Source organism: Streptomyces sp. NRRL F-5123 (assembly GCF_000721495.1).
Lineage (GTDB): Bacteria > Actinomycetota > Actinomycetes > Streptomycetales > Streptomycetaceae > Actinacidiphila.
The window spans coordinates 1-15,667 of sequence record NZ_JOHY01000093.1 but is presented as its reverse complement, the minus strand read 5'-3'; the positions used below and the strand labels follow the sequence as shown (position 1 = coordinate 15,667).

Sequence of the window (15,667 nt, the reverse complement as noted above, 5' to 3'; positions counted from 1 at the left end):
ATGTCGGCGTTGAGCAGCGTGGTGAGCTGCGGGTTGTGTGAGCAGGGGGCCGGTGCCGCCGCCGGAGAGGACCACGCTGGACGGGGTGGCCTTCGGCGAGAGCGTGCCGTCCGCGTTGGCCACCAGGGCCGGGTCGATCGCCGTCCAGGCGCCGTTCTTCAGGACGCGGGTGGGGGCGGCGGTCTGGGCGAGCGTGAGGGTGCCGTCCGGGTTGGCCGTGGTCTGCGACACCGCTGTGGTCAGGGCCGAGGCCACGACCGGGCGGCCGGTCGACTGCGCCTTCGCCGCGGCTTCGTCGGCCGAGAGGGCTTTGTGCGCCTGACTGCTCGCGGGCTTGGCCGCGGAAGGGGAAGTCGGTATTCCGCTGTCGGCTGCCGCATTTCCCGGCGGCAGGGTCACGAGGAAGGCCGCCGAGAGGGCGCCGAGCGCGAGCGCGGCGGCGCCTCTTCTGGCAGCGGCTTTGCGTGGTCTGTGAGCCATCATCACTTCACTTCCCGTTTGCCCGGGTTGGGCGCCTGGTCTGTCGCCGTGAGTATTCCGAAGGACTTGTACAGCCCATGAGTGTTCGGTGTGAAGGACTGGTGAGCGGTGCCCCTTTTTGACCACGATTCTCCTTGATATTTGGGAATCGCTTTACTGTTCCCGGGGTTCGGCTTTAGTTTTTCGTCGTCACCACAGAAAACTCACGAGAGCCGCACAAAAAAAGTGATGCACATCACAGCCTTCTTTTGATCCATGTGCAAGCCAACTGGCGCTAACTTCCTCCGCTGATGCTCTGTGGCAAAAGCCGTGTGTCACTGCGCAGTTGGTCCGGACGCTGTTCGGGGAAGTGGGGGGCGGGGCTGTGCGGTCGAAGCTGTGGTGGAACAGAAACCGGTTCCTGTCGCTGAGGGTCGCCCTGCTGGCGATCTTCGCGCTGGTGCTGCAGACCGCCGTGGCGTCCGCGCTGCCGCCCGCCAAGGCACACGTGCACGCGCCGAAGCCGGTGCTCGGCGCGCCCGTCCCGGTGAGCGCGGTCCACCGTGCGGCCCCGAAGCCCGCCAAGAAGGCGAAGCCGTACAAGGCGACCGCGACCACCTTCCCGTCCGCCGTGTCCGGCACGCTGGAGCTGACCTCCGCCCGGAGCAGTAGCCCCGGCAGCCCGGTGTGGGCCCAGCGGGTCGACGGCGAGGCCGCCAAGACCGGCAAGGCGGGCACGGACGGCAAGGCCGCCACCACCGCCAAGGACAGCGCACCCGCCAAGGGCGGTCTGACAGCGCTCAAGGTCAAGGTGCTCGACCGGAAGGCCGCCGAGGACGCCGGGATCACCGGCGTGGTGGCCCAGGTGACGCCCACCGGTTCCGGACCCGGCACGGTGCGCCTGGGCGTGGACTACTCCTCCTTCGCCCAGGCCTACGGCGGCGACTACGCCTCGCGGCTGCACCTCGTCCAGCTCCCTGCCTGCGCCCTGACGACCCCGCAGCTCGCCTCGTGCCGTACCCAGACCCCGCTGCGGACCAGCAACGACGGCGCCGCCCAGACGCTGTCCACCACCATGGCGCTGACCGCCCCCGCGACCGCGACCGCAAGCGCCGCCCCGGTCGTCCTCGCCGCCACCTCCGCCGCGTCCTCGGGCGACGGCGGCGGCGCGGGCGGCCAGTACGGGGCCACGTCGATGAAGCCGTCCGGCTCGTGGACCGCGGGCGGTTCGGCGGGCTCCTTCGACTACTCGTACCCGATCTCCGTACCGCCGTCCGTGACCGGACTGGAGCCGACGCCCGACCTGTCGTACGACTCGGGGAGCATCGACGGGCAGGTCGCGTCCACGGAGGCGCAGTCGTCGTGGATCGGCGACGGCTGGTCGGCCGCGGACTCCTTCGTCGAGCAGTCCTTCCTCTCGTGCAGCGACGCCGTCGCGGGCAAGAACCTGCCGAGCGGCGACGCCACCGGCGACATGTGCTACGACGGCCCGCTGCTCACGCTGTCCCTCAACGGCTCGACCACGTCGCTGATCTGGGACGCCGACAAGAAGACCTACGAGCCCGCCAACGGCAGCGGTGACGTCGTCACCCACCAGACCGGCACCGGCAACGGCAGCGGCACGTACAACACCGACTACTGGACGGTCACCGACCGCTCGGGCACCGTCTTCTCCTTCGGCCGCAACAAGCTGCCCGGCTGGACCGACGGCAAGCCCACCACGAACTCCGTCGACACCGAGCCGGTCTTCTCCCTCGACGACTCCGGCCCGTGCTACAAGTCCTCCGGCTTCGCCGACTCCGTCTGCACGATGGCCTACCGCTGGCACCTGGACTACGTCACCAACCTGCACGGCGGGGCGATGGCGTACTACTACAAGCAGGCCACCAACCACTACGGCGAGCGTGACGGCGCCGCCGACGGCAGCTACGTCCGGGACAGCTACCTCGACCACATCGACTACGGCTTCACCGACGGCAACGCCTACGGGACCGTGCCCGACCAGGTCGTCTACGACAGCGGCGACCGCTGCGGCAAGGCCAGCTGCCCGGCGCTGACCAAGGACACCGCCGCGAGCTGGCCGGACGTCCCCTTCGACCTGCTGTGCGCGAAGACGTCCGGCTGCGACAGCTACGGGCCCGCCTTCTTCTCCACCGTGCGGCTCTCCTCGATCACCACGCGGCAGTGGGACGGCAGCGCGTACCGCACCGTCGACTCGTGGACCCTCGGCCAGTCGATCCCGACGACGGGCACCTTCAACACCTCCACCCTGTGGCTGGACTCCATCGAGCACACCGGCGCCGACACCACCGCGGGCGGCCCCGCGGTCACCCTGCCCAAGGTGACGTTCTCGTCGACCATGATGGCCAACCGGGTGAACTTCACCTCCGGCACCGGCGGCGGCCTCGGCCCGCTCAACCGCTACCGCATCAACTCGATCACCACCGAGACCGGCAGCGTCATCAGCGTCACCTACGGCCTCGTCTCGCCCTGCACCCCCAGCAGCATCCAGAATCTGGACCCGCAGACGAACACCTCGTCGTGCTTCCCGGTCCGGTGGAGCCCCGACGGTCTGACGACCTCGTACCTGGACTGGTTCAACAAGTACGTGGCCACCTCGGTCGCCCAGTCCGACCCCTCCGGCGGCTCCGCGGGCCTCTACACGTCGTACAAGTACCTCGGCCCGGCCGCCTGGCACTACGACGACAACGAGCTGGTCAAGGCGAAGTACCGCACGTACGGCCAGTGGCGCGGCTACGGCGACGTCCAGGTGCGCACCGGCCAGGGCACGGATCCGCTCACGCTCTCCGAGTCCTGGTACTACCGCGGCATGGACGGCGACTGGCTGTCGTCCACGTCGAGCAGGTCCGTCACGCTCACCGACTCGCAGGGCGGCAAGCACCCCGACACCGACCAGTTCTCCGGCCAGCCGATGGAGAGCGCCACCTACACGTACGACGGCGGCCCGGTCGACCACTCGACCATCAACTCCTACTGGCTGTCGGCGTCCTACGCGAGCCGTACCCGCAGCGGCCTGCCGCCGCTGACCGCCCACGCCATGGGCCAGGTCGAGACGTGGGACCGCCAGGCGATCACCAGCACCACTCCCACGACCTGGCGCACCACCGAGACCGACGTCAGCTTCGACACCGACCCGGACTCGCCGACGTTCGGCCTGGAGAAGTTCTCGTACGCGCACGGCGACCTCGCGAAGGCCGGGAAGACGGGCTCCCAGGAGACCTGCACCCGCACCACGTACGCCGCCGCGAACACCGCGCTCAACCTCACCGGCCTGGTCGCCGAGACCGAGACCGACGCCAAGCCGTGCGGCGGCACCTCACCGGCCGGGGCCAGCGCGCCCACCGCCGCCCAGACCAACGCCCTGACCGCGCCGACCGGGCTGGACCGGGCCACCGACGTCATCTCGGACACCCGCACCTTCTACGACAACCAGACGATGGCGGCGACCTGGCCGCAGCCCGCGCTGCCTGCGTGGCCGCAGCCCGCCCCCACGCTCGCGGACTCCTCCGTGCAGCAGGACGCCATCGGCTACGCGGCCGGCGCGTTCGTCTACCAGACCGACTCCACCACCGTCTACGACACCCACGGCCGCCCCACCGCCACGTACGACGGCAACGGCAACAAGACGACCACCGCCTACACCGACACCGCCTATCTGACCACCACCGCGGTCAAGGCCACGAACGCCCTCGGCCAGAGCACGACGTCCACGTACGACCCCGAGCGGGCGGTCACCCTGACCGCCACCGACGTCAACGGCGTCCTCTCCACCGTCCACTCCGACGGCCTCGGCCGCACCATCGCCGTGTGGCAGGACTCGCGCACCACCGACAAGCCCGCCAACCAGCTCTACAGCTACAGCTTCCCGGCCGCGGGCACGACCGCGCCCGTCGTCGTCACTACCAAGGTGATGAACGACAGCGGCGGCTACACCTCGTCCGTCAACCTGCTGGATGCGCTGCTGCGCACCCGCCAGACCCAGGACCAGGCGGTCACCACGGGCACCGGGCGGATCATCAGCGACACCTTCTACGACACGCACGGCTGGGTGACCCAGACCAACGACGCCTACCAGGACAACACGTCCAACCCGAACGACGTGCTGATGCAGACCGAGGACAACAACGTCCATCAGCAGACGATCACCTCCTACGACGGCATGGGCCGCCCGACCGTCGTCACCGGTCTCGACGACAAGACCGTCCGCGAGGTCGCGTACAGCCAGTACCTCGGCGACCGCACCGTCAGCGTCCCGCCGCAGGGCAAGTCCGCGACCGCGGTCACGGCCGACGCGATGGGCCGCACCACCGAACTCGACCAGTACGACACCGCTCCGACGGTGACGACCGCGATCGCGGGCGGCTTCACCACCGCGAAGGTCACCGGCGGAACGTTCCAGGCCACCCGCTACACCTTCGACGCACTCGGCCGCGCGCAGCAGACCGTCGACTCCGCCGGCGACGTCTGGGGCACGCGGTACAACTACCACGGCGACGTCACCGGCTCGACCGACCCGGACGCGGGCAGCACCCCCGCGCAGTCCCCGATCCTCTACGACGGCGCCGGCAACCAGGTGCAGTCGACCGATCCGGCCGGGCACACCCTGTCGTTCGTCTACGACAAGCTCAACCGCAAGACCGCCGAGTACGACGCGCCGCTGAACGCCCAGTCGGCCGCCAACGAGGTCGCCTCGTGGACGTACGACAACAGCGACAACGCCGTGCCCGGCATGACGTACGCCATCGGCCACCTCACGACGGCGAAGTCCTACACCGCGGCCGGCACCTTCGTGACGCAGGCCAAGGGCTTCAACATCTTCGCCGAGTCGCTCGGCGAGACCTACACCGTCCCGGGCACCACCGCGCTCGCCGGCGACTACACCTACCTGCACAGCTACACCGACACGGTCGGGCGCCCCAAGGCGACGCTCGTCCCGGCGGCGGGCGGGATGGCGAAGGAGACCCTGACCACCGGCTACTGCGGCTACAACGGCATCGACCAGGAGTGCACGCTCTCCGGCAGCCACGGCTACGTCCAGAACGTCGCGTACGACGCGCTCGGCCAGGTGGCGCAGCAGGTCGTCGGATCGGCGGCGGCGAAGGCGACCGTCACCAACACGTACGACACGCACACCGGGGCGCTCCTCGACCAGAACGTCATCAACACCGCGGTGTCGGCGACCCCGCTGGACCACACGAAGTTCGCCTACGACCCGTCGGGGAACATCACCTCCCAGACCGACATCCGCGGCACCGGCGCCACCGAGACGCAGTGCTACCGCTACGACGCGCTCGACCGGCTCTCCCAGGCGTGGACGACCGGCAGCAGCGCGGCCGGCACCTGCGACACCGCGCCCACCCCGCAGACCGCGGCCGCGGTCGTCACGGACGGCGTCGCGGGCAGCGCGTACTGGACCAGCTGGAGCTTCGACAACCTCGGCCAGCCGAAGCAGCAGGTGCAGCACTCGCTGACCGGCGGCGCCGACACCAGCACCAGCTATGCGTACGGAGGCAGCGCCGCCGCCTGCGCCGCCTCCAGCTCCGGTGCCCACACCCTCGCCTCGGCGAGCACAACGACGGGCGCGACGACCACCACCAAGAACTACTGCTACGACAGCCTCGGCGACACCGTCTCCCGCCCCACCACCGCCGGAGCGCAGTCGCTCACCTGGGACGACGAGGGCCGGCTCAGCACCGCGACCACCGGCACCCACACCACCGGCTACCTCTACGACGACGGTGGCAGCGTCGTCGAGCGCACCGACCCGGGCTCGGTCACCGTCTTCCTGCCCGACCAGCAGATCACCCTCGACACCACGTCCGGCGACCTGAGCAACGTCCGCTCCTACGACCTGCCCGGCGGCGGCCAGGCCATCGTCACCACCAAGGGCTACGGCTTCGAGTACGGCGACCAGCACGGCACCGGCACCCTCGCCCTCGACGCCACCGCCGCCAACCCGTCCTGGCAGCAGTACACCCCGTACGGCGCCCCGCGCGGCCCCACCCCGGGCAGCAGCTGGCTCGACCCCAACGGTTTCCTCAACAGCCCGCAGGACCCCGACGACGAACTCACGACGATCGGCGCCCGCGAGTACGACACCGACCTCGGCCGCTTCGTCTCCCTCGACCCCGTCCTGGAGACGGACCCCCAGCAGCTCAACGGCTACACCTACGCCTCCAGCAACCCCGTCACCTTCAGCGACCCCACGGGCCTGGACAACTGGTGGGCCGACCCCACCATGAACGTGCCGACGGAGAAGGGCGGAAAGCCCATCTCCCAGAAGCTCGCCCACGACAACGGCTTCGGCGCCCTCTGCACCCCCAAGACCTGCAGCGGCTACAACGACGCCGTCACCAAGGCCGACAGGGCCTACGCCGACGCCGCCGCCAAGGCCTACGCGGCCGCCGTCAAGGCCGCCCAGGAAAAGGCCGAGGCCCAGGCCCGAGCCAAGGCGAAGGCCGCGGCGGCGAGGGCGGCGAAGCGCCACTGCTCCTGGTACAACGTCGCGTGCCAGGTCAAACGCCACCTGGACACGATCATCACGGTGGCGGAGATCACCCTCGCGGTGGCCGCGATCGTCACGGCGATGGTGATCATGCCGGAGCTGGCCGCCCCCATGGCGATGGCCTTCGCCGAATCCTCCCTGGCCACCGGATCCCTGGCGATGGCATCGGTGGCCGCGGCATCAGCAGGCTTGAGCGTGGCCGCGGAGGCGGCGGGCGCGACGACGGTTGCGGCAGGTGCGGCGGTGGTGGCCAACCTGGCAGGTGCGAGCCATATGGCCGGAAACGGAGGCGGAGGCGCTGCGCCGTCCAAGGCTTCCCCAAGTCCGTCCCTGCAGAACTATGCGGACAGGGTCCGTAACATGAAGGGAGGGAAATTTGCTTCGGAATACACGTCTCCGTCCGGGCGAACGTACCAAGGACGTAATGGGCATGGTAGGGAACCGGCGGAGCCGCTGTCGGGAGAATTGCAGACGGCCGGTCATCATGGCGGATGTTCGGAAGTGGACTGCCTCATACAGGCGCAAGAGGCGGAGGGGCCCGATGCGATCAGGGGAGGTAGTATGCAGACGGTGAGGACGAGAAATAACCAGATGCCCACCTCGGATACAAGTGACCACGGTCAACCCGCAGCGCCGTGTGGCCGCTGCCAGCGTTTGCTGAACAACCTCGACGATGATTTTGAGCAGCCGTGATCGACTTCGACTCGTTGCCGCCTGAGCTGCGGCGGGCCCTCCGTGAATCCGGTTGGGGCCCTCGGCGAAGCGTGGATGTGAAGCCGTGGGTCGAACAATTGTCGCTTGAGGGTTATACGTCGAGTAGGCAAGCCGAGGAGATTCTTTCCGCGCTCGGTGGGCTGGTGGTCGTGCCAGTGAACTCAGTCGGTCCGAATTTTACCAACGATGAGCCGTTCAATTTCGACCCGATGTCGGCCGGGTCCGGTCAGAGGGAATTGGCCCGGGAGATCGAGGACGTTCTTGGCGGAAAATATTTCCCCCTTGGGGAGTGGCTCAGCTATTCGAGCGTCTTCGTGGAGAGCCAAGGCAGGGTGGTCGCCGCCGGGCTCGGCTGGATCTGGGAGCTGGGAGCGACGTTCGAGGACGCTCTGCGGCTCACGCTGCTTGCGGACCGCCCGCTGGTCTGCCTGCACTCCGGCGCGGGCCTGGCGCCGTGGCCGCGGTGAGGGCGGGGGCGGTCCCCTTCACGAACCGTTCCAGAGCCCCAGGCGTTTGAGGCGGCGCTGGCGGAGCCGTTCCGAAGCGGCCGTGAGGCTGAAGACGAGTCCCAGGGCCAGGCCGGAGAATGCGGCGAACGCGAGGTCGCCGGGGGCTGTTCCGGGGGACAGCGCGAGGAAGAAGAGCGTCGTGGGGACGGCCGCGCACAGGCCTGTGGCGACCGGATGGCGAGCGGCCCACTTCTGGCTGCGGGTCGGAGGCCGTTGGCCTCCCATGAACCGGTCCACGGCCCAGAACGCTCTGCTCGGAAACCGCCGCCACTGCGCCATGACAGAAGGGTAAGCCGCTCGGCCTGGCGGAAGAGCGAGAATTCCCCCATGACGTGGACAGCGCCGGAGGTCGGGCGGAGCGTGCAGTTGGGGGATCTGACCGGCTTGCCGGAGCGGGGCACGCTGGAGGGGTGGCTGGACTGGCAGCGGGAGACGCTGCTCGCGAAGTGCGCGGGGCTGGACGGCGAGCAGTTGGTGAGGGCCGCCGTGGAGCCGTCCTCCCTTACGCTCCTGGGGCTGGTGCGGCACATGGCGGAGGTGGAACGGTCCTGGTTCCGGCGGCGGGTCGCGGGGGAGGACGTCGGGGCGGTCTGGCCGGAGGACGGGGAAGAGGGGTTCGGCGGGGTCGACGCGGGGTGGGCCGAGCGGGACTTCGGGCGGTATCGGGACGAGGTCGAGGCCGCGCGGGCGGCGGTTGCCGGGCGGGGGCTCGACGAGACGTTCGTTGCGGCGTCGGGGAGGCGGCTGAGCGTGCGGTGGGTGTACGTCCACATGATCCAGGAGTACGCGCGGCACAACGGGCACGCCGACCTCCTGCGCGAGCGTACGGACAGGCGCACCGGCGACTGAGCAGGCCCCCGCCGTGGTGGCGGGGGCCTGCGGTTGTCGGGAAATGGCGGTCAACTGCTCAGCCCGGCCCAGCCGTTACGCGGCTGCCTTCGGGGCGCAGGGCTTGCCGTACTCGTCGCGGCAGGTCTCCGGCGTCGGCTTCGGCTCGGGCGGGCAGGGCTTGCCGTACGTGTCGCGGCAGGGCTCCGGCTTCGGCGGGCAGGGCTTGCCGTACGTGTCGCGGCAGGGCTCCGGCGTCGGCTTCGGCGGGCACGGCTTGCCGTACGTGTCGTGGCAGGGCTCGGGCGTCGGCTTCGGCTCGGGCGGGCACGGCTTGCCGTACTCGTCGTGGCACGGCTTCGGGGGGCCGGGCTTCTCGGCCGCCCGGAGGGTGACGCTGTCGGGCTCCGAGACGACCTCCCGGCCGCCGGACTCGCCGTGTGCGGCGGCCACGTTGACGACGTTGCCGCGCGCCGCGTCCTCGGGCGTGACGGTGTACGTGCCGGTGCACGTGGTGCTCGCGCCCGGGGCGAGGGTCGTCGCCTCGCAGGTCACGTCCGGCACGAGGTCGTCCGTGACCCCGACCCCGGTCAGCGTGGCGTTGCCGGTGTTGGTGACGGTGTAGGTGTACGTGACCTCGTCACCGGCGCGGTAGACCCGGCTGTCGTCGGCCGACTTCTCCAGCCGCAGCCCCAGTTCGGAGGCGACGGCCACCGTCGCGTCGTCCGGCGGCGAGGTGACCTGCGTGCCGTCGGCCTGCCCCTGCGCGGTGGCGGTGTTGGTGACCGACCCCGCGTCGGCGTCCGCGTCGGTGACGGTGTACGTCCCGGTGCACGTCGTGCTGTCGCCGGGCTCACCGGACGGGGCGAGGGTCGTCGCGCCGCAGGTCACGCCGGTCACCCGGTCGTCGGTGACGGCCACGCCCGTCAGCGTGACCGGGCCGGTGTTGGTGACGGTGTAGGTGTACGCCACCTCGTCGCCGACCTGGTACTCCCGGGTGTCGTCCACCGACTTCTCCAGCCGGATCCCGGGTCCGGACTGGACCGGGAGCGTGACGCTGTCCGGTGGCGAGTCGACCTGCGTGCCGTCGGACTGCCCGTGCGCGGTGGCGTTGTTGGTGAGCGAACCCGCCGCCGCGTCCGCGTCGGTGACCGTGTACGTCCCCGTACAGGTCGTCGTCCCGCCGACCGCGAGGGTGGTCTGCGGGCAGGTGATGCCGCTGACCTTGTCGTCTGTGACGGTCACCCCGCTCACCTCGGTGTTCCCGCTGTTGGTCACCACGTACTGGTACGGCACCTGGGTGCCCGGCACCAGCGGCAGCGGCAGCGGCGGGTCCTGGGAGACCTGCTTGACGAGGTTGAGCCGCGGCAGCAGAGCCGCCGGGTGGACGCTGACGTTGCGGATGAGGTGCACGTCCGTGAACAGCCCCGTCGAGGCGGCGAAGCCGAACTTGTACGTGCTCGGCACCGGCTGCGGCGCCGGGGTGGACAGCACCTGCTGGGTGCCGTTGCCGTCGTGGAAGTCGATCGAGACGGTGATCACCGGGTTCGGCGCGGGGGAGACCTCCACGGTCACCGTGCGCCGCGAGGGTTCCAGCAGCGCCTCGGCCTCCGCCGGGGTGGCGTCCGCGGGGAGCGAGGTCGTCGGCCCCTGGAGCTGTCCCGGCAGCGTGGAGGGCCAGGGCCCCGTGGTGGAGAAGTTGCTGGTCGTCGCGGTGAGGAAGCAGTAGCCCTCGGTGCCGTCGCCCGGCCCGCGCAGCGTCACCATGTTCGCGCCCGGCCCCGGGATGCGGAAGGACGTGCCGGCCGGGGAGCGGGTGGCACAGCCGTTGCCGCGGTGCTCCCAGTCGCCGAAGTAATTGCCGAGGACGTCCAGGCCCACCCCGACGTAGCCGTGGTTGACGCCCGGCACGAACGTCGCGTTCGGGTTGTCGTCGGGAAGCTTCTGCGCGTAGCCGAGGCTGCCGCCGAACGCTCCGGGCGCGGTCAGCGACGCGGCGCCGTCGATGAGGAAGAACGAGATGCCGTCGGCGGGCGGGTTGGTCGTCGCCCCGTACTGCCACTGGTCGAAGGTGGTGACCATGCCCTGGTTCGCCGGGAGGGCGTGGTTGTAGAGGGCGGCCGCGGACCGGTCGTTGCCCGCGTCGGTCAGCCGCAGGTAGCCGTGGGGCGCGCCGTTGTCCGGCGGTACGGGCCCCACGGGGCCGGCCGGGCAGCCGCCCAGCGGGTGGGTGCCGGGACCGGGCGCCGGGGCCTGGGGCGCGCCGGTCAGGCACGCGTCCCCGAACCCCTCGAACTCCGGGTCGGCGGTGGCCCCGGTGAACGTCTCGTTCACCAGCGGCACGCCCGCCCCCTGCGCGGCGGCCGTGTGGGCGGGCAGGCCCATGCCCGTCGCGACCAGTCCCAGCACGCCGAGCCCGCCCGCGACCCACCGCCCGAGCCGGTTGCGCCCCCGTCGTGCGGTGGGGGCAGGGGAATTTCTCAGGTTCATACCGCGCAAGGTAGGGATCTCTCCCGGCCCGCGGGCGTAACACGCCTTCCGTTCCCGTCCCGCCATTCTTCCGGCGTACGCATCGGAATGACGCCCCCGCGTGTCAGGCGGGGGCCTGGCCCGGGTGCAGGGTCGAGACGATGCTGCCCGCCGGGAAGGACAGCCGGGCCACCGGGAGGACCCACTCGCGCCAGACCGTGAGGGGCATGGGCAGCAGCAGGGCGTGGTCCGTGGCGGTCTGCGTGACGGCGAGCAGGGCCGCACGGAGAGCCCCCCACTGGGCGATGGTGTCCGCGGGGGCGGCCGGGGGCGGGAGGGCCGCGCAGAAGTCCCGCCAGGTCGCGCCGGGGCGGGCCGTCGCCTCGGCGTGCAGGTGCAGGCACAGCGCCGGGCCGAGGGCGGGGTACGCGACCAGCGCCGCGAGCAGCACCATCCCCGCGCGGTACGGCGGGGAGCCCGACTCGGCGGTCTGTGCGAGGTCGGCCTCGCGGTGGGTACGGCGCAGGGCGGTGAGCAGGCCGTAGCTGTTGGCCAGCCGCGTCACCCCGCGGGGCGTCGCCACCAGGTGGGGCGGGCCGAGCAGGCGCAGCAGGGCGAGTTCGTCGGGCTCCAGCGTGAGCGGGTCGGTGCGTTCCACGACGCGGAGGGCGTCCACGCGCGGTATGCCGAGGGCCATGTCGTCCTCGTCCCCGAGTACGGGCTCCGCGGGGGCGGGGGTCGCCGCCTGCGCGGGTCCCGGGTCCGTGCGGTCCGGGGCCTGTTCGGAGGTCGGGCCCGGTGCCGTTGACGCGGCCGCACCTCCGGACGCGGAAGGCGGCGGCGTCCGGTCGTTGCGTACGCCGACGAGCGTGTCGATCATCCGCCCGTACCCGCCCACGTCCAGCGCGGGCAGTGTCAGCACGACCTGGAAGATCTTCTCCAGGTACTGGGCCGGCGTGGACGCCCCCAGGCCCGCGACTCCCTCGCCGGGCGCGGCGTCGAGCACGTCGCGGTAGTGCGCCGCGATCGCCCGCAGCAGCCAGCGCGGGTCGATCGCGACGACGACCACGAACAGCTCGACGGCGAGCAGGAGGTGGATGGCTTCCAGCATCTCGACGACCCGCGCGGGCGGGCAGCGGTCGAGGTCGTCGATGTAGACGATGATCCGGTCGATACGGGGGAGCGCGTCGTCCGCCTCGTCGCGGGCGCCGGCCTCCGCCCCCTCATCCGGCGAAGCCGCCTGCCCCAGCAGCTCCGCCATCCGCTCGAAGTCCTCTCGGATCTGCGTCATGACGCCCAGCTGACCGCGGTAGTCAGCGCCCGCAGCCCGGTCGCCGATCAGCCCGGCGAGCTGGCCCGCGGCCGTCAGGTCCTGCATCTGGCGCTCCAGCGCCGCTACTTCCGCCGCGGCCACCTCGGCGGCGGTCAGCAGCTTCGCGCGCTGCTGCTCGGCGATCCGCTGGGCGGCCTGCCGCACTTGCCGGAAGCCCACGCGGGTCCGTGCCGCCTGCCCGCGGATCCATGCCACTCCCGCGAGCAGCGGTACCGCACCGGGTATTCCGCTCGCCCAGCCCGGCAGCCACTGCCACCACCGTGCCGCCAGTACGCCACCGGCGACCACGGCCACGCACGCCGCGAGGAATGTCGCCACTCGTACCGGGCCGATGCCGCGTACGGTCGCGCCCAGGATCAGCAGGCGTTCCCGGACGACGGCGAGGCCCCCCGCGCTCTGCCGGTAGTACCGGGCGGGCACGGCGTCCTGCTCGGCGAGTTCGGCGATGTGCTGCTGCTGGTCGGGCGAGAGCCTGTCCCACAGGTTCCGCTCCCGCAACGCCCGTTCCAGCCGGTCGCGGCGGGCGCGGGCGGCGTCGAGCCGGGGCCGCAGCCCGCGTGCCGTGACGAGTTCGGCGGTCAGCCGGGACATGCTGCGCTGTGCCTCTCCCGGGTCGTCCTCCCCGGGTGGTGCGGTCAGCTGCGCGAACAGCTCGGCGACCAGGCTCGCCCACAGCCCGGTCTCGGCGTAGTGCCAGGCGTTGAACCGCACCTGCCGTACGTCCCGGTGCGCCAGCGGGTTGCCCGCCCGGGCCACCAGGTCCACCTGCTGCTGGAGCAGCCCCAGGAAGTGGCTCTTGCCCTCGCCCCAGTCCCCGAACAGCCCCACCGCCAGCGGCGGCCGCGCCGAACGCGCCGTGACCAGCTCGGCCAGTGCCCGCGCGTCGTCGGAGCGGGCCAGCGCGTCCGGCACACCGAGCGCGTCGGAGCGGTACGCCGGGATCCGGGGCTGCGCGCGGTCCTCCACAGCTTCCCACAGCCGCACGGTGCCGTCGTTGCCACCAGTGGCCAGAAGAAGGCGCGTGCCGTGCTGCGCCCAGGCCGCCGTGAGCACCCAGCCACTGTGGCCGGTGGCGGGTTCGCCGAGCGGGTGCAGGGCGTCCCCGACGCGCTCCCACAGCCGTACGGTGCCGTCGTCACTGCCACTGGCGAGCAGGAGCCGCCCGCCGCCACGCGCCCACGCGACGGACCGTACCCAGTCGGTGTGGCCGGTGGCGGGTTCGCCGAGGGGGCGCAGGGAGGCTCCGTCGTGCCCCCACAGCCGGATGGTTTGGTCGTTGCTGCCGCTCGCGAGCACGAGTTGCTCGCCGTCCTGCGCCCATGCCACGGATCGCGCTGCCCAGGTGTGGCCCGTGTTCCGGCCCGGGAGGTCGGACAGTGCTCTGCCGCCCAGGTGCCACAGGAGTATCTCGCCGGTGCCTATACCTCCGGCGAGCAGGAGCTGACGGTCGTCCCTGGCCCATGCCAGCGAGAGCATCTCGCCGGTGACGCCGACGATGCCCGGGGAAGCAGCTCGCAGGCCGTTGTCGGCCGCTTCCCACAGGCGTATCCAGCCCCCTGCGTCGCTGGTGGCGAGCAGCAGCCGCTCGCCGTTCTTGGCCCATGCCGCTGAGAGCACCTCACTGGTGTGGCCGAGGCCGGGTTCGTCGAGCAGGCGCATCGTGCCGTCGTCCAGCGAACACAGGCGCACCGTTCCGTCGCTGGCGCCGGTGGCGAGCAGATGCCGCTCGCCGTCCCACGCCCACGCCATCGACCGCACCCAGCCGGAATGGCCGACGGGAGCAGTGCCGAGGGGGAACAGCCCGGACCCACCGGCCTGCCACAGGCGTATTTCGCCGTTCCCGCCACCTGTGGCGAGCACCGGCGGTTGGCGGCCCGTCGTCCACGCGGCCGACCGCACCCCGTTGATGTGGGAGGTCACGGGCCCGCCGAGCGGGACGAGTTGCAGCGGGGGCCCGCCCGGACGGGCGGCGTACGCGGAGCCGGTGGCTGAGCCGGTGTCGGTCACCGTCCGATGATGCGTCAGTCCCCGGCCCGGAGACCCCCGGAGTTGCGCAACCGCGACATTCGCGGCCGGGAGCGCCGCCGCGGCGCGGGTCCGCCGGGGGAGCCGTCAGCCCGACGTCTCGGTCGGCTCCGGCACCCCCTCCACCGCCTCCGCGCGGCCGAAGACGAGCGTCCACCGCTCGCGCGGGTTGTCCGGGTTCGCCTGCATGGAGACCAGCTTCCAGCCCTCCGCCTCGATGAAGCCTATGTGTGCGTCCCGCACCTTCTCGTCGGCCAGGACGAGGCCGTGCACGTACGTGCTGTCACCCCGCTCGCGCGCGGCGACCGCGGCCTTCATCCTGTTCTTGCGGGCCCATTCCTGCATCCGGCGTCCCATCGCGGTCCCCTCCCTGCCCGTCCCCGGCCGGGTGGCCGGGAATGGCTGGATCGTAGTGGGTCTCGCCGACAGCGAGGCCTCGACGGAGGCGCGGGTGGGCAGGGTGAGGGGGATGGGGGCGGCGTGCAGCAATGTCCGGTCTGCCCTGGCGGAGGCGTCCCTCCGCCGCTGTTCCCTGCCGCTCACACCATGACAGACTGCCTTCCGGCCACGGCAGTTGGAGAAGGAGCGCACCGTGATGGACCCCCGGCCGGGCGGAGCACCCACCGTCCTGCGCATGGTGCTGGGCAAGAGGCTCCAGGACCTGCGCGAGCAGGCGGGCATCAGCTTCGAGCAGGCGGGCCGCGCGCTGGACGTCACGCACGCCACGATCCGCCGGATGGAGAAGGCCGAGGTCGGGCTCAAGCTTCCCTACGTCGAGAAGCTGCTCCACACCTACGGGGTCAC

At 71.4% G+C, this 15,667-nt stretch carries 8 protein-coding genes and 1 pseudogene; 4 read left to right on the top strand and 5 right to left on the bottom strand.

Going from position 1 to position 15,667, the window contains the following annotated elements; genetic code table 11:
• A pseudogene (locus IH54_RS45935) lies at positions 1-480 on the bottom strand (hypothetical protein); the annotation flags it as partial.
• Positions 481-844: 364 nt separating this feature from the next.
• Here IH54_RS45935 and IH54_RS0137280 point away from each other — a divergent pair.
• Together IH54_RS0137280 and IH54_RS42245 are read left to right on the top strand one after the other, a co-directional pair.
• Complete coding sequence (locus tag IH54_RS0137280) at positions 845-7,678, top strand: RHS repeat domain-containing protein (protein WP_052398306.1); 6,834 nt, start codon at positions 845-847, stop codon at positions 7,676-7,678.
• Positions 7,675-8,166 (top strand): SUKH-3 domain-containing protein, encoded by a 492-nt coding sequence (locus tag IH54_RS42245; protein WP_031525611.1) that lies wholly within the window; start codon positions 7,675-7,677, stop codon positions 8,164-8,166. The genes IH54_RS0137280 and IH54_RS42245 overlap by 4 nt, the downstream gene beginning before the upstream one ends.
• An 18-nt stretch (positions 8,167-8,184) precedes the next feature.
• Here IH54_RS42245 and IH54_RS42240 read toward each other — a convergent pair whose 3' ends face one another.
• Positions 8,185-8,433 (bottom strand): hypothetical protein, encoded by a 249-nt coding sequence (locus IH54_RS42240; RefSeq protein ID WP_234344242.1) that lies wholly within the window; start codon positions 8,431-8,433, stop codon positions 8,185-8,187.
• Positions 8,434-8,535: 102 nt separating this feature from the next.
• On the opposite strand from IH54_RS42240, the gene IH54_RS0137265 reads away from it, so the two are divergent.
• Positions 8,536-9,057 (top strand): DinB family protein, encoded by a 522-nt coding sequence (locus IH54_RS0137265; protein ID WP_031525607.1) that lies wholly within the window; start codon positions 8,536-8,538, stop codon positions 9,055-9,057.
• Positions 9,058-9,132: 75 nt separating this feature from the next.
• On the opposite strand, the gene IH54_RS0137260 is transcribed toward IH54_RS0137265, so the two are convergent.
• From IH54_RS0137260 to IH54_RS0137250, 3 genes are all read right to left on the bottom strand, one after another.
• On the bottom strand, positions 9,133-11,526 hold the full coding sequence (locus IH54_RS0137260; protein ID WP_159012329.1) for a DUF7507 domain-containing protein: 2,394 nt from the start codon (positions 11,524-11,526) through the stop codon (positions 9,133-9,135).
• A gap of 103 nt (positions 11,527-11,629) precedes the next feature.
• Positions 11,630-14,845, bottom strand: coding sequence for a P-loop NTPase fold protein (locus IH54_RS0137255; RefSeq protein ID WP_031525603.1), 3,216 nt, complete (start codon positions 14,843-14,845; stop codon positions 11,630-11,632).
• A 105-nt stretch (positions 14,846-14,950) separates the two neighbouring features.
• Positions 14,951-15,220 carry a hypothetical protein gene (locus tag IH54_RS0137250; protein WP_031525601.1) on the bottom strand — a complete coding sequence of 90 codons (270 nt, stop codon included), beginning with the start codon at positions 15,218-15,220 and terminating at the stop codon, positions 14,951-14,953.
• A gap of 235 nt (positions 15,221-15,455) precedes the next feature.
• On the opposite strand from IH54_RS0137250, the gene IH54_RS0137245 reads away from it, so the two are divergent.
• Positions 15,456-15,667 (top strand): helix-turn-helix domain-containing protein (locus IH54_RS0137245; RefSeq protein ID WP_159012326.1); only part of this gene is annotated, 212 nt, incomplete at its 3' end.